The organism is Bradyrhizobium sp. STM 3566 (assembly GCF_045571445.1).
Classification (GTDB): domain Bacteria; phylum Pseudomonadota; class Alphaproteobacteria; order Rhizobiales; family Xanthobacteraceae; genus Bradyrhizobium; species Bradyrhizobium vignae.
In genome coordinates, this window is the sequence record NZ_CP120692.1 from 2,932,278 (window position 1) to 2,953,523 (window position 21,246).

Genomic DNA, 21,246 nt, shown 5'->3' on the forward strand with positions numbered 1-21,246 from the left:
GCTACCAATGCACGCTCTGGCTCGGCACGATGAACGTCGTCGCGCTTGGCTGTGTCGCAAGGCTCCTCGCCAGATACCAGCCTGAGCCGAGGACGAGCGCGAGCAGGGCGATGATGGCGAGCAGGTCGATGGTTCTGGGATCGTGTCCCCTGTGACTGAAATTCGGACCAGGCTTGAAGTGAAAATGAGGGCTGATTTTCCAGCGCATTGTTGTTTCCTCCCGTGGGAGCATCAAAACAACGCGAGCAGAAAGTTCCGGTTCCGGTCAGGGCAGCGATGCACAAAGCACCGCGCAAACGTCAGGATGCATTGACCCCGCGCCAGCGGCCGTACCGCCACGGCAGATACCAGCGTGCGCCGTGCGGCGCGGTGAGGGGCACGTTGTCGATGCCGGATGTGCCGAACGGATTGCAGCGGAGCAGGCGCGCGAGCGTCATCCAGCCGCCGGCCCAGAGCCCGAACCGTTCGATCGCCTCATCGCCATAGACCGAGCAGGTCGGCAAATGCCGGCAGTTGTAACCGACCAGGGGCGACAGCGTGTGGCGATACAGCCAGATCAGCGCGCGGCCGAATCTGCGCGGCAGCCGGAGCACGCCTTCGATGGAACCGGAACAATGCTCGCAGGCTGAATGCTTCATGTGCGTTTTGCTGCGATGTTGATCGAGGTGTTGCACGGTTCCGGCGCAGGGAACCGTAAGCTGTTGTTTGCGCGCCATATTTTGCGTGCTTTTTGGGAGCAGTGCAGCAAGTATCTGTGGACGATCTGTATTCCCACGGATACCATTTTCGTGACGCCCATGTGTAGAAACATACGCCTGTATGATGGACTCAGAGGGCGCTACCGGGGATTGTTTAGGGACCTTTGGGGCTTGGGGAAGGAACCAGATTGAGACTTCTGAACTCCCTTGATCTTCGCGGCTGGTTGCTGGTGGGAACCGCCGTCTGCGGAATCGCGTTGGCTGGCGCCGTCGCGACATTCGGATCGTCGGCTCGAGCTGGCGCTGCCCTCGAGGAGCGCAAGCTGCCGATGAAGTTCAGCTGGGTCGCCTGCGAGCCCAACTGCCGCGGCTGGATCAGTGCAGTCGGCATCATCACTGCCGATACGCCAAAAGCATTCGAAGAGTTTTCGCGTGGACGCCAGCTCGGCGGCGCGACCGTGGTGCTCGACTCCAGCGGCGGTTCCGTCAATGACGCGATCACGCTCGGCCGCCGCTTCCGCAATCTCGGGCTCTTGACCACTGTCGGCGTAAGCCTCCGCGGCGGGCAGTCGGCTCGCCCGACGGTCGCGCCGGAAGCCTATTGCGAATCCATGTGCGTGTTCCTGCTGCTGGCCGGCCAGAAGCGTTACGTGCCGGAAGCCGCCCATGTTCGCGTCCATCAGATCTGGATGGGCGACCGGGCCGACGATGCCAAGGCGGCGAGCTACAGCGCGCAGGACCTGATGATCGTGGAACGCGACATCGGCCGCCTCGCCAAATACACCTTCGACATGGGCGGCGCCGGCGATTTGCTGTCGCTTGCGCTCAGCGTTCCGCCTTGGGAAGACCTGCACGAGCTCGATGCCGGCGAGCTCAAGCTCACAAATCTGGTCACGACCGATCTCGTGGCGGATGTGCTTCCGCATGTGGACATCTCAGCGCCGGCAATGGCGGAGCTTGCACCGAAGACGCAGGCCAGGTTCGGCGCGGAACCGCAGCAGGCGCAGCCTGCCAAGTCGACCAAGACGGCGGAAGCCCTGGTGCCGACCGGCAGCGCGGCAGCGCCGGCTACGGCGGCGCAGAAATAAGCTCTTAAATTCTGGCAGTCATTCCGGGGCGCGCGTGGCGCGACCCCGGAATCTCGCGCTGCAATCTCGGGATTCCGGGTTCGATGCTGCGCATCGCCCCGGAATGACGGAGAGGGGTTTCAGCCCTGCGCTGCGGCCGGCTGCTTGGGCTTGGCCGTGATCTTCGCCTCGATCTGACCGATGGCATCAACCACGGCATCGAAGGTGAGAAGCGTCGAGGCATGGCGCGCCTTGTAGTCGCGGACCGGCTCGAGGAACTTGATCTCTTCCCATTTGCCTTCAGGAGGCGCGCCATTCTCCTTCAGCATCTTACGAACGGTTTCGCGTAACTCACGGAGCTCGCTCGCAGTCGAGCCGACCACGTGACTTGCCATGATGGATGAAGAGGCCTGGCCCAAGGCGCACGCCTTCACGTCATGGGCGAAGTCGGTGACGGTGTCCCCGCTCATCTTGAGATCGACCTTCACGGTCGAGCCGCACAGCTTCGAGTGGGCGGTTGCGGAGGCGTCCGGGTCCGACAACCGTCCGAGGCGCGGAATATTCCCGGCCAGTTCGATGATCCGCTTGTTGTAGATGTCGTTCAGCATGTGATGGAGTCCAGCACTTCCGCACCCGATCGGCCTTGGCGGGCGGCGTCCACGGTCCTATATAGGGGCGGAACCGGCGGAAAAACAGTCCAGCGGGGGGCAGACCCACGCGGCCGACGTTAGTGGTGAGGATATTTTCCACCGGCTTCAATTGTTCTCTTCAGGCGTCCGGCGGCTTGGCCGCCCCGTCTGCCGGTGACACTCCGGCCGTAAGGCCGTCGAACGGAGTCGAAATGGACGCTGCAATCAAATCCATCCGCCCCAACAAGCCCTCCGACCGGCAGCCCGAGAGCCGCCCGGCCGAGCTTGACCCTGCCGAATTCCTCGAAGCCGCCGTCCGCGCCGACCAGCCGCGCCCCGCGCGCGCCGAGGCGGAAGCGGCGGTGAAGACACTGCTCGCCTATATCGGCGAGAACCCCCAGCGCGAAGGCCTGCTCGACACGCCGCGCCGCGTCGTCGAGGCTTTCGACGAACTCTATCAGGGCTATCACCAGTGCCCGGCGGAGGTGCTCGACCGCACCTTTGGCGAGACCGCTGGCTATGACGATTTCGTGCTGGTGCGCGACATCGAGTTCACCTCGCAGTGCGAGCATCACATGATGCCGTTCTACGGCAAGGCGCACATCGCCTACACGCCGGTGGAACGCGTGGTCGGCCTGTCCAAGCTTGCCCGCCTGACCGACATCTTCGCCCGCAGGCTCCAGACCCAGGAGCACCTGACCGCGCAGATCGCCGCGGCCATCGACGAGATCCTCAAGCCCCGCGGCGTTGCGGTGCTGATCGAGGCCGAGCATACCTGCATGTCGGTGCGTGGCGTCGCCAAGCATGGCGCCTCCACCTTCACCAGCCGCTTCACCGGCATGTTCCGCGACAATCCGGCGGAGCAGGCCCGTTTCCTGTCCCTGGTGCGAGGCACGACGCGCTGACCTCGCGAGGCTTTATTTTTTGAGCATGATCTTTCCGGAATACCGCTTCACACTTTTCCGGATCATGCTCGCGCGAGGGTCCCGTGTCCGTTCACTCCCATGAGATCGAGGAAGGTCTTGCCTTCCTGCCCAGGTTCGACGCCAGCGGCCTCGTGACCTGCGTCGCGACCGATGTCGCCACCGGCGACGTGCTGATGGTCGCGCACATGAACGAGGAGGCGCTGCGCAAGACGATTGCGACCGGCGAGGCCTGGTACTTCAGCCGCTCGCGCAATGCCTTGTGGCGAAAAGGTGAGACCTCAGGTCAGACCCAGCGCGTCATCGAGATGCGCACCGATTGCGATCAGGATGCGATCTGGATCCGCGTCGAGCAGATCGGCGCGGCCTGCCACACCGGGCGGCGGTCGTGCTTCTACCGCAAGGTCGAGGCCGAGGGCGGGGGAGCGAAGCTGGTCTTCACGGACGCCAAGCGGCTGTTCGATCCCGACGCGGTCTATAAGAAGTGACGTCCGTCATTCCGGGTTCGCACCGTCTCGCCCCGGAATGACCATTCGCGTCCAATTAACCCCGCATTAACCATACCTGTCCCACGGTGAGACGACGGGCGCCGAATTGCCGGTGCCGCAACGCCGCACGGGGCGGGCACTTCATCATGTCGATCGACAATTCCAGTGCCACGCAGGCGGCCGGACTCGATCCGTCGCGGGCGCGCGTCGCCGGCGCGATCAAGCAGGCCTCGAATATCTCCGGCGTCAGCTTCCAGTACATGCTGACCACCGCCAAGATGGAATCGGATTTCGACCCGACCGCAGGCGCCACCACCTCGTCCGCGCACGGGCTCTATCAGTTCATCGACCAGACCTGGCTCGGCACCGTGAAGGAGGCGGGCGCCCAGCTCGGCTATGGCAGCTTCGCCGACGCCATCACCAAGACATCGTCGGGCACCTATACCGTCAGCGACCCCGTCATGAAGCGGTCGATCATGAAGCTGCGCGATGACCCGGAGGCCGCATCCACCATGGCGGCAGCGCTGACGCAGTCGAATAGTTTCAAGCTCACCGGTCTGCTTGGCCGCAGGCCAAGCGACAGCGAGCTCTACATGGCGCATTTCATGGGCGTCGGCGGGGCCGCAAAACTGATCGCCAATGCCGAGGACAATCCGCAAGCGGTCGGCGCGCGGCTGTTTCCCAACGCGGCTGCCGCCAACCGCTCGATCTTCTACGCCAGGGACGGCCGCGCCCGCAGTGTCTCCGAGGTCTACTCGGTGCTCGACGCACGTTACGCCAGTGCAGCGAATTCGAAAGTCACGCGCAGCGCGATGGCGATGTATGGCGGCACGCCGTCGACAACTGAGGTCGCGAGCGCGAACGGCGTGCAGCCGACTGCACCGGTGATCGACAACGCCGTCTATCTTCAGACCTTCCCGAACACACGCGCCGTGACGCCCGTCAGTGCGACTTCGCCAAGCTCCGTCGCGGACAACGTCCCGAGCACGCCGGTGTTTCGTTCGATCTATCAGCCCGGCGACGCCACGCAGCCGGTCTCGGCGACGGTGCAGAAATTGTGGGGCAACAATGCCTCTCTTACGTCAGTCGCATCAGTGACGCCGGATGTGCGGCCGCCGCAGCCGCTCGATCTCTTCAGCGATCGCAGCGGTACGTTCTCGAGCTAGTGTCCGCGCTCGTGTCCCGGACGCGCTGCAGCGTGAAACGCTGCTGGCAGAGCCGGGACCCGCGCAACAAGCTCCGCTCTCTGAACTCTGGGCATCCGGCTCAGCAGCGCATTACTTGCATGCTGCGCAGCGTCCCGGGGGCACGGCTCGCGGGCGCCTTTGTTCCCTTAACAAATCATCAATAAAACCAGCCAGTTATGGTGAACGCTTTGTTAAGCGTCGTGGTTTATTTTGTGTTGCAAGTGACGAGCCGTCACCATTTTCGTTTGTTGTGTAAGCCGGAAGCAGCATGATTGTTCGGCAGTTCATTCATTGGATCAGGACGGCGCCCGCCGGCGAGCGGGCCGAGGCAACACGGGCGTTGGCGCGGGCCTGGCTGATCTCGGACCTTTCTGCAGACGACCGCATCGCCGCCGAAGGCGCGCTTCTGATGCTGCTCGACGATCCCTCGCCGCTGGTGCGGCAGGCGATGGCCCAGGCCTTTGCCCGCAGCCTTGATGCGCCCGCCGCAATCGTGCGGGTCTTGTCGGCAGATCAGCCGAGCGTCGCGCTGCCCGTGCTCGAACATTCTCCGCTGCTGATCGACGCCGATCTCGTCGATATCGTCGCGACCGGCAACGAGGAGGTGCAATGTGCGGTGGCCCGCCGCATCGCGTTGCCGGTATCGGTCTGCGCCGCGATCGCCGAAGTCGGCTGCGCGGCTGCCGCACTGGAGCTGATCGAAAATCCCCACGCGGAGCTGGCTCCGTTCTCCTGGCACCGCATCGTCGAGCGTCACGGCCATCTCGCAGCAATCCGCGAGGCGATGCTGGTGCTGGAGGACCTTCCGGCCGCAACGCGTGCCGCGCTGGTGGCAAAGCTCTCGGAGACGCTGGCGCAATTCGTCGTGGCGCGGAACTGGCTGAGCGCCGACCGCGCGGACCGCATCACGATCGAGGCACGCGACCGCTCCACCATGAACATCGCGGCGCGCTCGCGCGGCGAGGACATGCAAGACCTGGTCCGGCATTTGCGCATCACTGGCCAGCTGACCGCGGGGCTGATCCTGCGCGCACTGCTGTCGAGCAATCTCGATTTGTTCGATGCGGCTCTCGCCGAGCTTGCCGACCTACCGCTGGCACGCGTCACCGCGCTGCTGCACGACCGGGGCGGCAACAGCCTGCACGCGCTGCTGCGCCGCGCCGGCCTTCCCGAGGCGACGTTTGCGGCATTCCAGATCGCGCTCGATGCCTGCCACGAGCAGGGCTTCGTCGATAGCGACGACGGCGCGGTGCGGCTGCGCCGGCGCATGGTCGAGCGCGTGCTCACCCATTGCGAGACCGATCGGGGCGCCACCGAGCCGCTGATGGTCCTGCTGCGCCGCTTCGCCACCGAATCCGCGCGCGAAGAGGCACGGCTGTTCTGCGACGAGCTGGTCGCGGATGATTCGATCGATCCGGTATACGACGATCTGATTGCAGCGTAGCCGGATCCGCAAACTCCGTCATTGCGAGCGCAGCGAAGCAATCCAGAATCCCGCCGCGGGGACAGTCCGGATTGCTTCGCTGCGCTCGCAATGACGAGAGGAGAGAGGCTTCAATCCACCGGCGCGATGGTCGGGGCCAGGATCACCTCGAGATGCTCGGGGCGGTCGCGGTTGACCTGGGTGAGATAGTCGTCGGCGACCTTGCGCAGGCGGCGGCTGAGCTCGGCGGAGACGCTGATCCTGTCGAGCCTGGTGTTCTCGTGCACGATGGCGAGAATGGCGTTGATGTGGTGCGTGAACAGCTCGGCCGGCACCTTTTCCAGATCAGGCGCGTGCTCGATGACGCGGCACAGGCTCTCGGCGATTCCCGCTGCCGAAGGAAAGCCGAAAGTCGCGGCATCGCCCTTGATGTCGTGTGCGGCGTGAAACAGCTCGTCGCGCAGTTCCTTGGTGAAGCCATGCTTCTGCACGGCAGTCCAGGCGGCCGACAGTCTCTCGATCTCGATCGCCATCCAGTCCTTGAACTCACCGGCCAAGCTTGCGAGCGCCTGCTCGGCGCGGCCGACCGGATCGTCCATGTCCTTTGCTTCGACGCGGCGCAGGACCTTGCGCAGCGGGTTGGGCTGCGTGATGATTTGATGCGTGGCGAAGGCCTTGACCTCGATGTCCTTTGCGCTGTTCTTCGCCATGATACCTGCCTCGTCTGAAGGACGTTGCGCTAGATGGTGGAGCGGGCCTTGTCGAGCAGTGAGGGCTGCTGCAGCACCTCGTGCTTTTCGCCGACGCGGCGCTCGGGACCCATATAGGCGGAGTTGGTGTTGCGGCGCCGGTCCGGACCGAAATAGGTCTTGGTCTTGATGAAGGGGCGGGGATTGGCGACCACGTTGAGGATGCGTTGATAGAGTCCCTTGGCCGAGATCGGCTTGGCCAGGAATTCGGTGACACCGGCATCGCGCGCGACCGTGACGCGGCGCTTCTCGGAATGGCCCGTCAGCATGATGATCGGCGCGTAAGGGTTGCCCTTGGATTCCGGCTGCCGGATCATCTGCGCGAGCTCGAGCCCGTCGAAGATCGGCATTGCCCAATCGGTGATGACGATGTCGGGCACGTAATGACTGTACATTTCGAGCGCGGTGGCGCCGTCCTCGGCTTCGTAGACCTCGCGCGCGCCGAAGGAATGCAGCAGCGTCCGCAGGATGCGGCGCATGTGCGGATTGTCGTCGCAGACGAGGAAGCGCAGCTTGTTGAAATCGATGCGGAACATGACGCCTGGGCCAAAGCGGTCAACTTTCGTTAACCATATCGCATTGGCGGTTAACGAAGGGTTGCCGGTGCGTTTGGAGGCGCCTTCGGAGTAGCGCACGTCCCGTTCAACTCAAGACTGGAGAAGTCCGTGATGAACCGCCTCGTGCGCGTTCTTGCGAGCGCGGCTGCGCTCACACTTGCCGGTTGCAGCTCGGTGCCGCTGACATCGATCCCGCGGCTTGCCCGCATCGATGCCAAGACGACGGATCTGTCGATGTTGCGCGTCGCCGTGCAACTGCCCAAGGTGCTGCGGCCACGTTCGGGCGGCGTCAAGCTCGACGTCGTCACCAAGCCGGCGGTGCGAGCAATGACGCGCTGTCGGGCTCAATAGCCGAACTGCTCGCGCAGGATGCGCTCTTCCAGGCTGTGGCCGGGGTCGAACAGCATCCGCATCGCGATCGTCCTGTCGGACAGCACCTCGACGCGGCGCACGTCGCGCACCTCGTCGTGGTCGGCGACGGCTGCCACCGGCCGCTTGTCGCCCTCCAGCACCTCGATCACGACATAGGCCGTGTTGGGCAGCAGCGCACCGCGCCAGCGACGCGGGCGGAAGGCGCTGATGGGTGTCAGCGCCAGCAACGCGGCGTTGATCGGCAGGATCGGTCCCTGAGCGGAGAGATTGTAGGCGGTCGAGCCGGCCGGCGTCGCCACCATGATGCCATCCGCAATCAGCTCGGACATGCGCTCGCGCTCGTCGATCAGGATTCGCAGCCGCGCCGCCTGGTAGGTCTGTCGGAACAGGGCGACCTCGTTGATGGCGTGGTGCAGATGGACGTGGTCATTGACATCGGTCGCGCGCATCAGCAGCGGATTGATCTCGGATTCATGGGCCGCCTCGAGCCGCGCGCGCAGATCGTGCGTCGAATACTCATTCATCAGGAAGCCGACGGTGCCGCGGTGCATGCCGTAGATCGGCTTCCCCGTGTGCATGTGCTGGTGCAGCGTCTGGAGCATCAAGCCATCGCCGCCGAGTGCGACGACGACGTCGGCCTCCTTGGGGTCGCAATTGCCATAGTCCCTGGTGAGCTGGCCGAAGGCGACCTGCGCCTCGTTACTCGGGCTGGCGACGAAGGCGATCCGGTCGTATCGCGAGGGCTTGGTCATGGCTTCTCGGCAGGGCCGCCTTGCTGGAGAAAAGTTCCGCCGGGCTCGTCTATACGACCTAAGCATCCATTGTCGAGGATGACCGCCCGCCAAACCTAACAGGGACTGTGCAACCGGATTTAAGCACAGAACCGGGCGATTTGAACCTGGCCGGCTTCTTCAGGCCCCTCCAGACCAATGATCCCCCAAACCGTCGCAATTCCGCGCTAAGCTTTCCGTTCTCACCGGCTGTCAGGGCCGGGCAGGGAGAACGGATCATGGTCACGAACTTGCCGGTGCTCCGTCACGCGAGTCTGGTGCTGGCGGTCGCGGCTTTCGCGCTCGCGGACTTTGCGCACGCGGATGATCCGCCGCAGCCGCGCTCCGATACGGCATCGCCGGCCGGACAACAGAAGGGGGGGCGCGGTGGCGGCGCGCAGAGCGCATCGCAGACATCGTCATCGACCGCCGAGCTACACCGTCTGCCGCCGGATTCGACCACGAAGCAGACGCTCGATCTGCCCGGCCGGACCCTCAATTTCGCCGCGACCGCCGGTTCGATCCGCGTGTTCGATGGCAAGGGCGAGCCGCTGGCCGACATCGCCGTCACCTCCTATGAGCTCGACGGTGCCGACCGCGCGACGCGCCCGGTGACGTTCCTGTTCAATGGCGGGCCCGGCGCGTCCTCGGCGTGGCTCCAGTTCGGCACGGCCGGTCCGTGGCGGCTGCCGCTCGATGGCGAGGCCCTGTCGCCCTCGGCCTCGCCCGAAGTGAAACCGAACGCGGAAACCTGGCTCGACTTCACCGATCTCGTCTTCATCGATCCCGTCAGCACCGGCTACAGCCGCTTCGTCGCGAGCGGCGAGGACGCGCGCAAATCCTTCTACTCCGTCGACGGCGACGTCAATTCGATCGCGCTCGTGATCCGGCGCTGGCTCGAAAAGCACGACCGGCTGACCTCGCCGAAATACGTCGCGGGCGAGAGCTATGGCGGCATTCGCGGGCCGAAGGTCGTGCGCCAGCTGCAGCTTCAGCACGGTATCGGCGTCAGGGGACTGATCATGGTGTCGCCGCTCTTCGATTTCCGCGAGTTCACCGGCACGAGCCTCCTGCAATATGTCGCGACGCTGCCGAGCTATGTCGCAGTGGCGCGCGAAGCCAAGGGACCGGTCAAGCGCGCCGACCTCGCCGACGTCGAGGCTTACGCGCGCGGCGAATTCCTGACCGATCTCGTCAAGGGCGAGGCGGACAAGGAGGCAACCAATCGTCTCGCCGACAGGGTCGCCGAGCTCACCGGGATCGACCAGGCGGTCAGCCGCAGGCTCGCCGGGCGCTTCGACGTCGGTGAATTTCGCCGCGAGCTCGACCGCAAGAACGGCAAGGTGACGGGGCGCTACGATGGCTCGGTCCGCGGCTTCGATCCCTATCCGGATTCCGGCAGCTCGCGCTTCGGCGATCCCTCGGGCGACGCGCTCCAGGCGCCGCTGACGAGTGCGGCCGTCGACGTCCTGACGCGCAAGCTCAACTGGCGGCCGGACGGCTCCTATGAAGTCCTGAACGGCACCGTGGAAGGCCACTGGGATTTCGGCCGCGGCATCAACCCGCCGCAATCGGTCTCCGAACTGCGCCAGATCCTCGCCACCGATGCGAAGCTGAACGTGCTCGTCGCGCACGGCCTGTTCGACCTCGCCACGCCCTATTTCGGAACGAAGCGAGTGCTCGATCAGCTGCCGGCCTTCGTGACGCAGCGCGTGAAGTTCGTCGTCTATCCGGGCGGCCACATGTTCTATTCGCGCGACGGATCGCGGCAGGCGTTCCGGAGCGAGGTCGAGACGCTGATCAGGGAGTAGGCCTTCGCTTGCGCGGCGGATACCGGCGCGCGATCTCGCGTGCCACGGCGTTTTCCGGCTTCACATTCGCGCCGGCGATCCAGATGTCGCTGATCTTGCCGCGCTTGTCACGGACCCGGCGCACCGGCTCGCCATGGCTGGAATAGCCGGCAGCCCAGGCGAGCTTGCCCGTGTCGCGGCCGGTGACTTCGATCTCGGCGGCATCCATGAACGGATTGTTGAACTGCGGATTGGCGACGAGCACGCGGTTGCCCGCGGGCACGAGATCGGTCGCGCCCCAGATCGTCCACCATCGGCCGGTCCAGTCGCGCACGCGCCGGTCGGGCGCGCCGCGGGTCTGGAAGACACGCAGGATCTGCATCGCGCCATCCATCCAGAACGGGGCCGCGCCGTCGATGGAGTTGCTGAGGATGCTGATCGAAAGCTCGCAGGCGGGAATGGCGCAGGTCCGGGAGATGTAGCCCTGGAAACCGCCGCCATGGCCGAACCAGTCCCAGCCGTCGGTTTTGCCGGCATTGACGCCCAAGCCATAGTAGGCCTCGAAGCTCTGCGGGATGCGCCAATGGTGTCGCGTCATCTCGCGGCGGCTCGCGACCGACAGCACGCTCTTCCTCGCATTCGGTGCCAGCTGCGCGAAGAAGCGGGCGGTGTCGGAGGCGGTGGCGACGAAGCCTGCGGCGGATGCCATCGCATGTGCGGGATTGTCGCCGGGGATCACGCCGCGCTCGCCCAGCGGCACTTTGCGCGTATGACCGCACGCGAACGGCGTGCCCTTGGCAAGCGGCGTATTCGGCTCGGTTTCGCGTAAGCCCGCGGGTTCGATGATCTCGCGCTTGATCCAGACCGGGTAGGGCTCCTTGGTCACGGCCTCGATCACGAGGCCGATCAGCCCAAAGCCGTGATTGGAATATTTGAAGCGGGTGCCGGGCTCGATTGCGGTGGCCTGCTTCAATTCCGCGAGCAGCTCGTTGGCATCGAGATAGGGTCGGCTGTCGATGAACTGGCCGGAATCGGCGCCGTCGCGCGTCAGCCCCGCGCTGTGCGAGAGCACTTGCGCGATCGTCGTCTCGGCGACGCGCGGATGCAGGCCGCCGACATATTGGCCGACCATGTCGTCGAGCCGGATCTTGCGCTGCTCGCGCAGCTTCATGATGCCGGCCGAGGTGAAGCTCTTGGAATGGGAGGCGATGCGGAAGCGGTGGCGCGGCGTGAGCTTCTCGCCGGTGTCGAGATTGGCGAGGCCGAATGCATGCTCGGCGACGACCTCGCCGCGATGGGCGAAGGCCACGATGACGCCCGGCTGCTGGATTGTCGTCAGTTGGAATTCGATCCAGGAGCCGATGTAGTCGATCGCGGATCGCAGCCACGTGTCCATTGCGAAACCAATTTGCGAGGGAGGATTGGGTGCGCGAGGCTAGCCGAAAATGCAGAACGGGCACAACCCTGAGGTTGTGCCCGTCCGCTTCGTCGGAAGATGCGATTGGTCTCAGTAGACTAGCGTCGCGCCGGTCGGCTTGTCGAGCGCTGCGGCAAGCGAGCGATATTCAGAGCTGTCGGTGCCGGCGAGCGAGGCGATCTTGTTCAGATGATACTGCGCCTGTTCGCGGTTGCCCTGCTCGAGCTGCCAGAGGCCGTAATACTGCCAGGTGCGCACGTGGTTCGGATCGTCCTTCAGCGCCAGCTCGTAATAGACCTTCGACGACTGGTAGTCGCCGAGCTTGCGATAGGAATAGCCGATCAGGTTGGCGACGTCGGCGACGTCGTCGCGCCCCAGCGACTTCAGCTGGTCGATCGCGCCCGTGTAATCGTGCTTGTCGTAGACCGCGGCGTAGGCGGTGCGATAGGCAGCCAGGAATTTGGGATCGCTAACGGAAGAGCTCTTCTTCTTGCCCTTCTTGGACGAGGAGTCCGATTTCGGCGGTGAGGACGGCTCGTCGCTGCCAGCGGCGTAGGCGCTGGACAGCACCGGCGCAGCCGCCAACGTCATGGCGACCAGGCCCGGCACAACAAGCGTTGAGAGTTTGCGCATCTAAAAGTCTCCCGTATGGAACGTGGCGATCCTACACGATTGCCCAAAGACCGGAACACCCATCGGGCGGAAACATTCCCGCTTCGCACGATCTATTCGCCAAGTTCTATTCGCCAAGTTCTATTACCCAAGTCGCGCTGTTCGCCCAGCCGCGGATGACAAACTTGTCATCGAGATGAACGGAAGCCTGCAAGGGGCTTCAGACTGGGTTCAGCGCGCCACGCCTAGGCTCCGACCCACGATCGAAGGGGTGACGAGAGGGCGCCGCCTCAAGATCCTTGCAAGAGGAGACCACCATGTTGAAGACGATTTCTGCAGCCTTGCTCGCAGCTTCCGTGATCGCAGCCCCTGCCTTCGCAGCTGAACCCGGCAAGACCACCACGACAGCCCCGGTGATCAAGGCGGACCAGGGCCAGACCAAGGCGGCGACCACCGCCGCGAAACCGGACACCGGCGTCAAGGCGCCCGATGTAAAGGCCGATGCCAAGGTCGATACCAAGTCGAAGGCGATGAACGCCAATGCCGCGGTCACCACCGACGAGCACAAGACCGTGCGCAAGCATCGCCATCACCACAAGCAGGTCTCGGCCAAGGCGTCGCAGAAGGCGCAGCCGGACGTGACCAAGCCGGCAACGTCGGACAAGCGCAACTGACGACTGATCCCGCGCGGCGGCATCCCTGGCATTGCCCCGCCGCCGCGCGCGGACGTCAGGCCCGGTCCGCTCGCCACATCTTGCGCGAAAGCCCGAGGTGCCGGCAGCGGGCCGGTGCGCTGTTTGCTCCGCTGCAAGCGAATTCCCTTCGCGCAGGCTTGGGGCTAGAACGTCTCCGAATCTGATCGAGCGGAGAGCGGGGCCGGTGGGGCGATTGGCGAGATGTGCGGTGATCCTGGCGTTGCCGCTGGTGCTTGCGGCATGTTTCGGCAATGAAGGTGACCGTCCAACCCTGCTGGATGGGACACAGGCGGGCGGGCCGCAGCCGTTTCCCGACAATTTCCGCAGCGACACGGTGGCTTTGATGAAAGCGTATCTCAACAATCCGGTCGGCGTGCGCGATGCCAGCATGGCCGAGCCGGTGCAACGCGAGGTCGGCGGCCGGCAGTTCTATGTGAGCTGCCTGCACTTCACGCCGCGCGAGAGCGATGGCAGCTACAAGGCCATGCGTGAACGTGCCGTGATCTTCGTCAACGGCCGAGCGGATCGCGTGGTTGACCGGACCAGCGATCTCTGCACTGGTGCGGTTTACGCTCCCTTTCCGGAACTGGAAAAGATGACGCGGTAGCGCAAAGCCCGCCTTCATCGTCTGGTGTTAGACAGAAGCGGCCGAGCCGCTGGATCACGTTTCGGCGAGCTTTGAACGGGGTGGTTTGTCTTGCGACAAATCGTTGCGGCGGCCTTGCGCAGTCGACGTGGTGGAACAAAATACCCTTGTTGCAAAGCCGTCACAGTAACGAACGATCAACGTTCCGGCATCGCCGCGAAGCAACCCAATTCACGCCACGTTGTTTCCCGAGTGTCGTAGATGAAAGAACGGGGATGATCATGAAGTCGATTTTGCTCGGTGCAGCAGCTCTGCTGGCGCTGGCCGCACCGGCGGCCGCCGCGGACATGCAGCCGCGCACCTATACCAAGGCTCCGGCCTATACGCCGCCGCAGGTCATCTACAACTGGACCGGTTTCTACATCGGCGGCCATGTCGGCGGCGCGTTTGCCGGCGACAGCAGCTTCCAGTCGAGCGACGCCCGCTTCATGGGCGGCGTGCAGGGCGGCTTCGACTACCAGTTCGCGCCCAACTGGGTGGTAGGCGTCGAGGCTCAATATTCCTGGCTGCCGACCAACAACAACGGTGTCACCTTCCCGCTGGGCACGCAGGTCACGTCCAACACCGACCAGATCGGGTCGGTGACCGGTCGCATCGGCTACACCTGGGGACCGACGCTGCTTTACGCCAAGGGCGGTTACGCCTGGCGCAATAATGCCCTTGGCGTGAACATCGCCGGGGTGCCGCAGGCCTTCACCACCACCGGCAACAGCAAGGACGGCTATACCGTCGGCGCCGGCCTCGAATACATGTTCGCGCCGAACTGGTCGGCCAAGGCCGAGTACCAGTATTACAATTTCGGCAGCACCACCTTCGCCTCTGGTCCGGCCGACATCGTCGGCGTTCGTGGCCGGGAGGATGACCATACCGTCAAAGTCGGTGTGAACTATCGCTTCGGCTGGGGCGGCCCGGCCGGCTCCCGCTAGTGAGCGGCCCAGCGACGATCCAAAACCCGACAAAGGCCGGCTCCGCCGGCCTTTCGTTTGCCGGTCTTCCGGCCGGCTTGCTTGCCTTGCGTAAACCATCTGGCGCGTCACTTGCTTGCAAACGATGCTGACGCGCCTTCTCACGCGCGTCACGGAGCCGACGTAAAGCAAAAATAATCTTTGCGATTTACGGAACTCGCGCTCCGGAACGCGTTATATGAGATTTACCGGGCTGGTGGGACGACGGACATGCGTATCTTGATGTCGGCAGTGGTGCTCTCGTGCTTCTCCGGCCTGCCGTGCTCTGCACAGACAATCCTCAAATCCGAGCCTCTGATGCTGGCACCTTATGAGGTCGCCTTCGTCAAGGACGCTTCCTGTCCGTCGGGCCAGGTGTTGAAGGTTACCGGCGCCATCCGTGGGCTGCATCGCCGCAAGGCCTGCGTCGCCATGCCAGGCGAGCAGGCCTCGCTTGCGGCCGCCACGCCCTGAGCTGCGATCCGGTTTCGTGCCGGAGCTCAGGAGTTCAGCTCGAACTCCATCCGCGACTCCTGGTCGGCCTCAGCCTTGTTCTTGACGGGGTCCTCGCCCTGAGCTGCCTGGCAAGGCGCGATCTCGTAGTCGTTGTCGAGCACCCGGCGCGGTCCCGGCCGCTCGTCGTCCGCCATCACGTCCACGACGAGACCGCTCCGTTGCGCGAGCTTCCAGACGTCGGACTCGCTCGGATAGGCCTTGCTGATCTGGGCGTCGTTGCAGAACAGGGCGTAGGGCATTCTTCCCGCTCCAACAAACCCATTTAACGAGCTTGCCCGGTAAGGGGTTCCGGCCCGCGGTTCGATCACGGCGCCGTGATCGGTTACCGCCGTCCCTGAGTCCTTAACGAGTCCTGAATCCCGGAAAAAAGAATCCCTGGGACTCGTTGGCCGGAATCAGCGGATGTTTTCCGCCATGACGAGCGACCTGAAGACATCCTGTGGGCACATGCTCCTGCCCCTCACGCTAGCGCTGTTCGGCGCCTGCGCGACCAATCTCTGGCTGGTCTGGTCCTGGCTGTAGGTCCCTGACGGGGCGACCTTATTTTTTGGCCGGGGGGCCGCCGGGGTCGCGGATGGCGGCACGCAGTTTGGTCAGCGTCGCCGCATAATATTCCTCACGCTCGCGCTCGAAGCGCTCCTGATGCTTGCGGAAATTGGCGATGCGGGCCTGCATCTCGGTGCGGAAATCACCGTTTGCCCGCGGCAGCGGGACAGGTGCGGGCCGGGACGGAAGGGGGGCTGGCGGCGGTTCGAACTCGCGGGCGACCGCCTCCACGGCGACGATCTCCACCGCGGCGGTCGAGCCAACCGCAGGGTTCTCCGGCTGAAGGGTGTCATCCTTCCTGCCGGTCACCGATTGGACGAAGGCCAGTGTCTGCGCGATCAGTGCGTCGCGCTCGCTGATCCATTTCATGATCCACCTCAGCCACGCTTATTCCAGCAAAGCGGCTGCATCGAATCAAGGAGGTTCGCAAAGGGATTGCATAATTTTCCCGGTCGTCAGACATTGACCGAATGGTCGCTGCAGAAGAACGGTCGGACGAAATGGAGGGGCTGAGGCTCATCCGTGCGTTCCTGTCGCTGCCGCCCGACAAGCGGGCGGAGGTGATCGCGTTTGTGGAAGAATTGGCACGTGCCCACGTCCCGCCCGAGGAGGGCGCGAAGGTCTCGCCGCGGTGAGCGCTACCGCTCGCGCGGATTGACGTTGGGCTCGAACGGCGCGCCGACCACTCGAACTGGGGCCTGAATCGATGTCCGGGTAATGTCGATCACGGCTCCCTCGGCGACACGCTTTTCAGGCGCCGGTCCCAGCACCGGCTCGAACAGCGCCAATGTGCCAGCCAAGGCGCTGCAGCACAGCGTCACCGTCGCTAGCAGAATCATGTTTCGGTTTTCTTCCCGGATCCGCATGGGCCAATAACGGCTGGTGGCGGAGCCAGTTCCGGGCCCGGCGAAAACAGACGCGGTCCTCACCGAGGCAACCGAGGCCGTCTCAAGGCCGCGCAGATCGAAACGGAGAAGCAGGCCGCCGAGCAGCGCCGCCACGACATGCCGACCTCCGTCATCGTCGCGGCTTCGGGTGAAGCCACCGGCAACGTCCAGTCGGTTGCGACCGCGACGGAGGAGCTGTCCTCGGTGAACGAGATCAGCCGCCAGGTGCAGGCATCGGCGCGGATGGCGGGCGAAGCCGTCACCCAGGCGCGCACCACGACCGAGCGCGTCAGCGAGCTCTCGGTCGCCGCCACCCGCATCGGCGACGTCGTCGAGCTGATCAACAACCTTTGGGGCGCGGCAGTACGCTCGCGTCGCCGCAAGCGGCGATGAGGTTCGCTTCTATTTCTGCGCTGGCTGTGGCTCGACGGTCTGCTGGAAGGCCGACAATCTGCCCGACACGATCGGCATTGCCGTCGGCGCCATCGCGGGTCTGGATTTTCCGGCGCCCGTCAGATCGGTGTTCGAGCAATCGAAACATGCCTGGGTCGAGATCGGTGGCGCCGGCGTCGCGCACTTCGAACAGGGCAGCGCGCGCAAGCGTTCAAGCTGAGGCATAGGTATCGACTGCTGGTGCTGGTCGCGGCCGGCGTTCGGTCAGGGACGCTGCCTTGCGTTGGATGGCGTTCCTGTTGTCTGTATCGGTTCACCGGGAGCACGGTCCAGCGGCGGGTGGGGCCTGGCGAGTCCTACCGTTCCGGGAGGAGCGCCGTTGCTGGCCGTACGGGTATTGACGCGCTCCAACGTGACTGTCGATGCAACCACAATGGCGATGGCCAAGGCGACAGCGGATAGGGCTAAGGCTACCCGATCATTCGGGTCCATCGCTAGACCTCCGCGAGACGGCTCCATAGCAGGAGGATGATAACGCCAAACCGATGATTTAGTTCTTCCGGTGGTCGCCGAAAGGGGCCGTGGCCATTGACAGGTTTCGATCTGCGGTCGCGGAGCTAAACCAATGGTGCCGGCTGAGGGGATTGAACCCCCGACCTTCGGTTTACAAAACCGCTGCTCTACCGCTGAGCTAAGCCGGCGACGCCCAAGATGCGGGGCGGGGCTCGGCCTACCCGGAGCCGTCTGCCCGTGCGCGCCGCAATACCAGACTTGATTGGAAAGTGCCAGAACCCGCGATCGTGGTCGCAGGCATGAAATCAGGCGGCCCGAGGAGGAGCCGCCTGATCCGTGTCGCCGCCCAATCTGTGGCGTTCGGCTCAAACCGCTTTACTGGCACATGTGCCGGCGGCCGTCTTCACCCTTGAAGTAAGTGCCGGGCGTACAGACGAAGCCGTTGCGCTGGGCGTAGGTGCGGGTGTCCCAGCCGCGATTGTCCCAACCGCGGTCATAGGCGTAGGAATTGTCCCAGGCGCGGAACGGGGCGGTGGCAATCGCGCCGGCAGTGCCGATCGCGGCGCCGGCGACGCCTGCCGCGACGTCGGTGGGCCAGAAGCCGGTGCGGCTCCTGTTCCAATCGTTATTCCAGTCGGCCCGCGTCTGACGATAGGACATGCGGCGATGACGGTACCCGCTATCGGTGTACGGATTTCCGGGGCCGAGGTTCTGGCAATTGGCGTTGGGGAATTGCGCCGAGCAGCGGCCCGGATTGGTGACGACCGCCTGCGCCATGGCAGAGCCTGCCAGCATGGTCGCTGCAAGCGCGGTGGCCCCGAGAAGCTTGATGTTCATGGTTCTTCGCTCCCATTTTGTTGACGGAAACTAAACGCTGACGGCGCAGGACGTTCCGGTGCAACCGTGGGATTTTCGCCGGCGAACAGTCAAACGGATGTGAGCACAACGGCGCCGTTCCGGCGGCGGAATCCCGCGCCGTTAACGCTTCGCTAGCTCGCTCTTCAGCATTTGAGTGTCGCGCAATCCTTGCACGTTAGGCTTACCGGAATTTGGTGAGCTGGCCTTAACCCTCTCGGCGCCGCGATCGGTTAGGTTGTACCCGGATAACCGGGGTCTCCTCATGCGCGCTGTCGCGCTCGCCGCCTTTCTGATCGGACTGCCTGCGACGGCGTTGGCCGGCGGCTTCGAGATCGTCGTCCCGGGCCGTCCTGGCGTGCCGATCATCATCAACAACATCGACGCGTCCTATAGCGTGGTCGAAGGTGTCTGGGGCCTCGGCAAGAACCAGCAAGTACAGCCCACAATCTATGGTGGACGCTACATCGCCGAGCGGCAGCCCGACGACGTCGGCCACTATTATCCGACGCTGGGTCTGCGGCCGGGCTACGGCCGGCTCGAGGTCGAGCCGCCCGCGAACCGCAAATTGCCGGCGCCCGCCGAGAGCTACCACCAGAGTTGGGGCGCGTCGTCCGCGCCCTTGCCGCCGCAGATGGACGTGCCCGTCGATCCGCCGCCCGTGATCTATGCGCCCGAGATCAACGACCGTCCTCGGCCCCCTCGGCTGCGGCCGCATACGGAGATACCCGGCAAGCCGCCGGGTTGAGAAACGTGAAAATCCAAAAAACGGAAATCAACAGGAGAGAGTAATGCGTCAGATGATTTCGGGAGTGGTCGCGGCAGCTGCCGTGATGTTTGCCGCCACCGCGCCCGCCGCGGCCTGCGGCTTCACCACGTGCGCGCCGATTGCACCGGTCTATACCGGCTGCAACACCGGTTGCGGCGGGTATGGCTACGGCTATGGCTATGGCTATGGCGCCTATGAGCGTCTCGTCGAGCCGACCACGCAGTATTATTACGTCAACCAAGGCCCGACCTATACCGGTCCGGGTGCCTTCGCGCCGTATCCGACCTACCGTGAGGACGCCGTCGTCGCGCCTGCCAATTACGGCTACGGTTATGGCTATGGCTATCGTGCTGCTACGGTGGCGCCGCCGGCCGCTTATCCCTATCGCCGCCCGTACTTCCGTCCATATCGCTACGGCTATGGCCCGCGCTACGGCTATCTGCCGCGCGTGCACTACGGCCATGCTCCGCGTTACGGCTATGCCCATCGCCACGCGCCGTACTATTATGGCGGTCACCGCGTGCTGCGCCGCTATTACTGATCTCTGATCGGTTAGAGCCAACGAGACGCCCGTCTGCGCAATGCTGACGGGCGCTTTGTTCTATTGGCGCTTCATCAAACCCAGCCGGCTGGCGCCGACATAGAGCGCGAGCGCCGCGGCGTTCGAGACGTTGAGGCTCTTGATCTCGCCGGGCATGTCGAGCCGTGCGACGACGCTGCAGGTCTCGCGGGTCAATTGCCTGAGGCCCTTGCCTTCGGCTCCCAACACCAGTGCAAGCGGCTCGCGCAGCGCGACGTCGCCGATATCTTCGCTGCCTTCGCTGTCGAGGCCGACGGTCTGGAAGCCGCGCTCGTTCAGCGCCGTCAGCGCACGAGCGAGGTTTTGCACCGTGACAATCGGCACCAGCTCGAGCGCGCCGGAGGCGGCCTTGGCCAGCACGCCGGTCGCTTCCGGGCTGTGCCGCGCGGTGGTGACGATCGCCTTCACCGCGAAGGCTGCGGCCGAGCGCAGGATGGCGCCGACATTGTGTGGGTCGGTGATCTGGTCGAGCACCAGCACCATGCCCTCCTGCGTCAAGGTCTCGATATCGGGCGAGGGCAGGGGATCGGCCTCGGCCAAGAGCCCCTGGTGTACGGCGTCGGGCGACAGCAGCCGATCGATCTCCTGGGGCCGCACGATCTCGGGCGCCACACGGATCTGGATGTTCTCTTCCGCAAGTCGTCTTGCGGCGTTCTCGGTCAGCGTCAGCTTGCGGATTCGGCGCCGAGGGTTGGCGAGTGCCATGGTGACGGTGTGCCAGCCATAGAGAATGACGGGGCCATCTGCTTGCGAATCACGCTCGCGCCAAGCCGGCCGGCCGGGTGATTTTCCGGGCCGGCTGAAGGGCTTAGCGCCGCCGCGAGCCCCCTTGGGGCCGAATTTTCGATCCTTCATGGGCTCGCTTCTGTCACGGGTTCCGGAATATGGCAATTTCGGTGCCTGAGGGGGCGATTTTAGCTGCTTGCCTCGGTTGACTTTGCCCCACCGCTTCGCCCATAAACGCGCCCGGTCGCGCCCCGATCCGGGTTGTCGCGGCCTTCACGTTCCATGGCCGTCTTCGGTCCGCCGGCAAGGTCCGGCCCGATTGTGCTGCCGTCGAGCGGGGGAGTGTCCCGAGTGGCAAAGGGAGCTGACTGTAAATCAGCCGCCTCATGGCTTCGCAGGTTCGAGTCCTGCCTCCCCCACCATGCTTCGCCCTTCGGGCTAGGCGTGGCGCAGCCACGTGATACCCGAAAGGCGAAGCGTGGTGTCCGGCGAAG

27 protein-coding genes, 2 tRNA genes and 2 pseudogenes are annotated in these 21,246 nt (G+C 64.5%); 17 read left to right on the forward strand and 14 right to left on the reverse strand.

Translation table 11 applies throughout. The annotated features are described in order from the left end of the window. Nucleotide 1 precedes the first annotated feature (1 nt). Both P6U27_RS13910 and yidD read right to left on the reverse strand, forming a co-directional pair. Entirely contained in the window at nt 2-208 is a 207-nt protein-coding gene (locus P6U27_RS13910; RefSeq protein ID WP_122402630.1) for a hypothetical protein, read from the reverse strand. 91 nt (nt 209-299) lie between these two features. Next, nucleotides 300-638: a membrane protein insertion efficiency factor YidD gene (gene yidD / locus P6U27_RS13915; RefSeq protein WP_122402631.1), complete on the reverse strand. Its 339-nt coding sequence runs from the start codon at nt 636-638 to the stop codon at nt 300-302. A gap of 248 nt (nt 639-886) precedes the next feature. Here yidD and P6U27_RS13920 point away from each other — a divergent pair, with 248 nt between their 5' ends. Continuing rightward, the gene (locus P6U27_RS13920) at nt 887-1,786 is read left to right on the forward strand and encodes a hypothetical protein (protein ID WP_162500225.1); all 900 of its coding nucleotides are present in this window, start codon (nt 887-889) and stop codon (nt 1,784-1,786) included. A 119-nt stretch (nt 1,787-1,905) separates the two neighbouring features. On the opposite strand, the gene P6U27_RS13925 is transcribed toward P6U27_RS13920, so the two are convergent. Continuing rightward, nucleotides 1,906-2,373 (reverse strand): iron-sulfur cluster assembly scaffold protein, encoded by a 468-nt coding sequence (locus tag P6U27_RS13925; protein ID WP_407194223.1) that lies wholly within the window; start codon nt 2,371-2,373, stop codon nt 1,906-1,908. Nucleotides 2,374-2,606: 233 nt separating this feature from the next. On the opposite strand from P6U27_RS13925, the gene folE reads away from it, so the two are divergent. The 4 genes from folE (at nt 2,607) to P6U27_RS13945 (ending at nt 6,436) form a co-directional block, all read left to right on the forward strand. Continuing rightward, nucleotides 2,607-3,299: a GTP cyclohydrolase I FolE gene (gene folE / locus P6U27_RS13930; RefSeq protein WP_122402633.1), complete on the forward strand. Its 693-nt coding sequence runs from the start codon at nt 2,607-2,609 to the stop codon at nt 3,297-3,299. A gap of 83 nt (nt 3,300-3,382) precedes the next feature. Beyond that, nucleotides 3,383-3,805 (forward strand): phosphoribosyl-AMP cyclohydrolase, encoded by a 423-nt coding sequence (hisI, locus tag P6U27_RS13935; RefSeq protein ID WP_209295898.1) that lies wholly within the window; start codon nt 3,383-3,385, stop codon nt 3,803-3,805. A gap of 146 nt (nt 3,806-3,951) precedes the next feature. Continuing rightward, a complete protein-coding gene (locus tag P6U27_RS13940; protein WP_162500226.1) occupies nt 3,952-4,971 on the forward strand; it encodes a lytic transglycosylase domain-containing protein in 1,020 nt (339 codons plus the stop codon). A 289-nt stretch (nt 4,972-5,260) separates the two neighbouring features. Further along, on the forward strand, nt 5,261-6,436 hold the full coding sequence (locus tag P6U27_RS13945; protein ID WP_407194224.1) for a DUF2336 domain-containing protein: 1,176 nt from the start codon (nt 5,261-5,263) through the stop codon (nt 6,434-6,436). Between the two features lie 110 nt (nt 6,437-6,546). Here the strand turns inward: P6U27_RS13945 and P6U27_RS13950 are convergent, their stop codons facing one another. Together P6U27_RS13950 and P6U27_RS13955 are read right to left on the reverse strand one after the other, a co-directional pair. Beyond that, nucleotides 6,547-7,125: an Hpt domain-containing protein gene (locus P6U27_RS13950; protein WP_407194225.1), complete on the reverse strand. Its 579-nt coding sequence runs from the start codon at nt 7,123-7,125 to the stop codon at nt 6,547-6,549. Nucleotides 7,126-7,154: 29 nt separating this feature from the next. After that, a complete protein-coding gene (locus tag P6U27_RS13955; protein ID WP_011088265.1) occupies nt 7,155-7,700 on the reverse strand; it encodes a response regulator in 546 nt (181 codons plus the stop codon). Between the two features lie 129 nt (nt 7,701-7,829). Between P6U27_RS13955 and P6U27_RS13960 the strand changes: the two genes are divergently transcribed. Continuing rightward, nucleotides 7,830-8,072 (forward strand): hypothetical protein, encoded by a 243-nt coding sequence (locus P6U27_RS13960; RefSeq protein WP_407194226.1) that lies wholly within the window; start codon nt 7,830-7,832, stop codon nt 8,070-8,072. Here the strand turns inward: P6U27_RS13960 and P6U27_RS13965 are convergent. Next, a complete protein-coding gene (locus P6U27_RS13965; protein ID WP_122402638.1) occupies nt 8,066-8,845 on the reverse strand; it encodes an NAD kinase in 780 nt (259 codons plus the stop codon). The two genes, P6U27_RS13960 and P6U27_RS13965, sit on opposite strands and share 7 nt — an antisense overlap. 257 nt (nt 8,846-9,102) lie before the next feature. Between P6U27_RS13965 and P6U27_RS13970 the strand changes: the two genes are divergently transcribed. After that, nucleotides 9,103-10,674: a S10 family peptidase gene (locus P6U27_RS13970; RefSeq protein WP_407194227.1), complete on the forward strand. Its 1,572-nt coding sequence runs from the start codon at nt 9,103-9,105 to the stop codon at nt 10,672-10,674. Here the strand turns inward: P6U27_RS13970 and P6U27_RS13975 are convergent. Beyond that, nucleotides 10,664-12,049: a serine hydrolase gene (locus tag P6U27_RS13975; RefSeq protein ID WP_122402640.1), complete on the reverse strand. Its 1,386-nt coding sequence runs from the start codon at nt 12,047-12,049 to the stop codon at nt 10,664-10,666. The genes P6U27_RS13970 and P6U27_RS13975 overlap by 11 nt on opposite strands. 111 nt (nt 12,050-12,160) lie before the next feature. Beyond that, on the reverse strand, nt 12,161-12,703 hold the full coding sequence (locus P6U27_RS13980; protein ID WP_122402641.1) for a lipopolysaccharide assembly protein LapB: 543 nt from the start codon (nt 12,701-12,703) through the stop codon (nt 12,161-12,163). 296 nt (nt 12,704-12,999) lie between these two features. Here P6U27_RS13980 and P6U27_RS13985 point away from each other — a divergent pair, with 296 nt between their 5' ends. The 4 genes from P6U27_RS13985 to P6U27_RS14000 all read left to right on the forward strand — a co-directional run bounded on the left by P6U27_RS13985 (nt 13,000) and on the right by P6U27_RS14000 (nt 15,441). Then, nucleotides 13,000-13,356, forward strand: coding sequence for a His-rich protein BRANT (locus P6U27_RS13985; protein WP_209295895.1), 357 nt, complete (start codon nt 13,000-13,002; stop codon nt 13,354-13,356). 232 nt (nt 13,357-13,588) lie between these two features. After that, nucleotides 13,589-13,984: a hypothetical protein gene (locus P6U27_RS13990; RefSeq protein ID WP_407194447.1), complete on the forward strand. Its 396-nt coding sequence runs from the start codon at nt 13,589-13,591 to the stop codon at nt 13,982-13,984. 260 nt (nt 13,985-14,244) lie between these two features. After that, nucleotides 14,245-14,949, forward strand: a complete 705-nt coding sequence (locus P6U27_RS13995; RefSeq protein WP_407194228.1) for an outer membrane protein — start codon at nt 14,245-14,247, stop codon at nt 14,947-14,949. Between the two features lie 249 nt (nt 14,950-15,198). Next, the gene (locus tag P6U27_RS14000) at nt 15,199-15,441 is read left to right on the forward strand and encodes a hypothetical protein (protein ID WP_407194229.1); all 243 of its coding nucleotides are present in this window, start codon (nt 15,199-15,201) and stop codon (nt 15,439-15,441) included. Between the two features lie 26 nt (nt 15,442-15,467). On the opposite strand, the gene P6U27_RS14005 is transcribed toward P6U27_RS14000, so the two are convergent. Both P6U27_RS14005 and P6U27_RS14010 read right to left on the reverse strand, forming a co-directional pair. Continuing rightward, a complete protein-coding gene (locus P6U27_RS14005; protein WP_407194230.1) occupies nt 15,468-15,722 on the reverse strand; it encodes a hypothetical protein in 255 nt (84 codons plus the stop codon). Between the two features lie 301 nt (nt 15,723-16,023). Next, nucleotides 16,024-16,398: a hypothetical protein gene (locus P6U27_RS14010; RefSeq protein ID WP_209295892.1), complete on the reverse strand. Its 375-nt coding sequence runs from the start codon at nt 16,396-16,398 to the stop codon at nt 16,024-16,026. A 101-nt stretch (nt 16,399-16,499) separates the two neighbouring features. Between P6U27_RS14010 and P6U27_RS14015 the strand changes: the two genes are divergently transcribed. Further along, on the forward strand, nt 16,500-16,664 hold the full coding sequence (locus tag P6U27_RS14015) for a hypothetical protein (protein WP_407194231.1): 165 nt from the start codon (nt 16,500-16,502) through the stop codon (nt 16,662-16,664). Between the two features lie 3 nt (nt 16,665-16,667). On the opposite strand, the gene P6U27_RS14020 is transcribed toward P6U27_RS14015, so the two are convergent. After that, entirely contained in the window at nt 16,668-17,030 is a 363-nt protein-coding gene (locus P6U27_RS14020; protein WP_407194232.1) for a hypothetical protein, read from the reverse strand. Between the two features lie 9 nt (nt 17,031-17,039). On the opposite strand from P6U27_RS14020, the pseudogene P6U27_RS14025 reads away from it, so the two are divergent. Both P6U27_RS14025 and P6U27_RS14030 read left to right on the forward strand, forming a co-directional pair. After that, nucleotides 17,040-17,273 (forward strand): annotated as a pseudogene (locus P6U27_RS14025) (methyl-accepting chemotaxis protein); the annotation flags it as partial. Nucleotides 17,274-17,334: 61 nt separating this feature from the next. Next, nucleotides 17,335-17,529, forward strand: a pseudogene (locus P6U27_RS14030) (aldehyde-activating protein); the annotation flags it as partial. Nucleotides 17,530-17,935: 406 nt separating this feature from the next. Here the strand turns inward: P6U27_RS14030 and P6U27_RS14035 are convergent. Both P6U27_RS14035 and P6U27_RS14040 read right to left on the reverse strand, forming a co-directional pair. Next, a tRNA-Thr gene (locus P6U27_RS14035) sits at nt 17,936-18,010 on the reverse strand. A 187-nt stretch (nt 18,011-18,197) separates the two neighbouring features. Next, complete coding sequence (locus tag P6U27_RS14040) at nt 18,198-18,659, reverse strand: hypothetical protein (protein ID WP_407194233.1); 462 nt, start codon at nt 18,657-18,659, stop codon at nt 18,198-18,200. 283 nt (nt 18,660-18,942) lie between these two features. Between P6U27_RS14040 and P6U27_RS14045 the strand changes: the two genes are divergently transcribed. Further along, nucleotides 18,943-19,425 (forward strand): hypothetical protein, encoded by a 483-nt coding sequence (locus P6U27_RS14045; RefSeq protein WP_122402648.1) that lies wholly within the window; start codon nt 18,943-18,945, stop codon nt 19,423-19,425. 43 nt (nt 19,426-19,468) lie between these two features. Beyond that, entirely contained in the window at nt 19,469-19,987 is a 519-nt protein-coding gene (locus P6U27_RS14050) for a hypothetical protein (RefSeq protein WP_407194234.1), read from the forward strand. Nucleotides 19,988-20,047: 60 nt separating this feature from the next. On the opposite strand, the gene rlmB is transcribed toward P6U27_RS14050, so the two are convergent. Beyond that, the gene (gene rlmB, locus P6U27_RS14055; RefSeq protein WP_209295887.1) at nt 20,048-20,881 is read right to left on the reverse strand and encodes a 23S rRNA (guanosine(2251)-2'-O)-methyltransferase RlmB; all 834 of its coding nucleotides are present in this window, start codon (nt 20,879-20,881) and stop codon (nt 20,048-20,050) included. Between the two features lie 207 nt (nt 20,882-21,088). On the opposite strand from rlmB, the gene P6U27_RS14060 reads away from it, so the two are divergent. After that, nucleotides 21,089-21,174: transfer RNA gene (locus P6U27_RS14060), tRNA-Tyr, on the forward strand. Nucleotides 21,175-21,246 lie beyond the last annotated feature (72 nt).

Excerpts from the sequence above, each read along its gene's own strand:
- P6U27_RS13950 (WP_407194225.1), bottom strand. The coding sequence starts at position 7,125 with ATGGCGAAGAACAGCGCAAAGGACATCGAGGTCAAGGCCTTCGCCACG.
- rlmB (WP_209295887.1), bottom strand. The coding sequence starts at position 20,881 with ATGAAGGATCGAAAATTCGGCCCCAAGGGGGCTCGCGGCGGCGCTAAG.
- P6U27_RS14050 (WP_407194234.1), top strand. The coding sequence starts at position 19,469 with ATGCGTCAGATGATTTCGGGAGTGGTCGCGGCAGCTGCCGTGATGTTT.
- folE (WP_122402633.1), top strand. The coding sequence starts at position 2,607 with ATGGACGCTGCAATCAAATCCATCCGCCCCAACAAGCCCTCCGACCGG.
- P6U27_RS14015 (WP_407194231.1), top strand. The coding sequence starts at position 16,500 with ATGGTCGCTGCAGAAGAACGGTCGGACGAAATGGAGGGGCTGAGGCTC.
- P6U27_RS14045 (WP_122402648.1), top strand. The coding sequence starts at position 18,943 with ATGCGCGCTGTCGCGCTCGCCGCCTTTCTGATCGGACTGCCTGCGACG.
- P6U27_RS13980 (WP_122402641.1), bottom strand. The coding sequence starts at position 12,703 with ATGCGCAAACTCTCAACGCTTGTTGTGCCGGGCCTGGTCGCCATGACG.
- P6U27_RS13970 (WP_407194227.1), top strand. The coding sequence starts at position 9,103 with ATGGTCACGAACTTGCCGGTGCTCCGTCACGCGAGTCTGGTGCTGGCG.
- P6U27_RS13975 (WP_122402640.1), bottom strand. The coding sequence starts at position 12,049 with ATGGACACGTGGCTGCGATCCGCGATCGACTACATCGGCTCCTGGATC.
- P6U27_RS14010 (WP_209295892.1), bottom strand. The coding sequence starts at position 16,398 with ATGAAATGGATCAGCGAGCGCGACGCACTGATCGCGCAGACACTGGCC.
- P6U27_RS14040 (WP_407194233.1), bottom strand. The coding sequence starts at position 18,659 with ATGAACATCAAGCTTCTCGGGGCCACCGCGCTTGCAGCGACCATGCTG.
- yidD (WP_122402631.1), bottom strand. The coding sequence starts at position 638 with ATGAAGCATTCAGCCTGCGAGCATTGTTCCGGTTCCATCGAAGGCGTG.
- P6U27_RS13955 (WP_011088265.1), bottom strand. The coding sequence starts at position 7,700 with ATGTTCCGCATCGATTTCAACAAGCTGCGCTTCCTCGTCTGCGACGAC.
- P6U27_RS13995 (WP_407194228.1), top strand. The coding sequence starts at position 14,245 with ATGAAGTCGATTTTGCTCGGTGCAGCAGCTCTGCTGGCGCTGGCCGCA.
- P6U27_RS13965 (WP_122402638.1), bottom strand. The coding sequence starts at position 8,845 with ATGACCAAGCCCTCGCGATACGACCGGATCGCCTTCGTCGCCAGCCCG.
- P6U27_RS13910 (WP_122402630.1), bottom strand. The coding sequence starts at position 208 with ATGCGCTGGAAAATCAGCCCTCATTTTCACTTCAAGCCTGGTCCGAAT.
- P6U27_RS13945 (WP_407194224.1), top strand. The coding sequence starts at position 5,261 with ATGATTGTTCGGCAGTTCATTCATTGGATCAGGACGGCGCCCGCCGGC.
- P6U27_RS13940 (WP_162500226.1), top strand. The coding sequence starts at position 3,952 with ATGTCGATCGACAATTCCAGTGCCACGCAGGCGGCCGGACTCGATCCG.
- P6U27_RS13985 (WP_209295895.1), top strand. The coding sequence starts at position 13,000 with ATGTTGAAGACGATTTCTGCAGCCTTGCTCGCAGCTTCCGTGATCGCA.
- P6U27_RS14000 (WP_407194229.1), top strand. The coding sequence starts at position 15,199 with ATGCGTATCTTGATGTCGGCAGTGGTGCTCTCGTGCTTCTCCGGCCTG.
- P6U27_RS14005 (WP_407194230.1), bottom strand. The coding sequence starts at position 15,722 with ATGCCCTACGCCCTGTTCTGCAACGACGCCCAGATCAGCAAGGCCTAT.
- P6U27_RS13925 (WP_407194223.1), bottom strand. The coding sequence starts at position 2,373 with ATGCTGAACGACATCTACAACAAGCGGATCATCGAACTGGCCGGGAAT.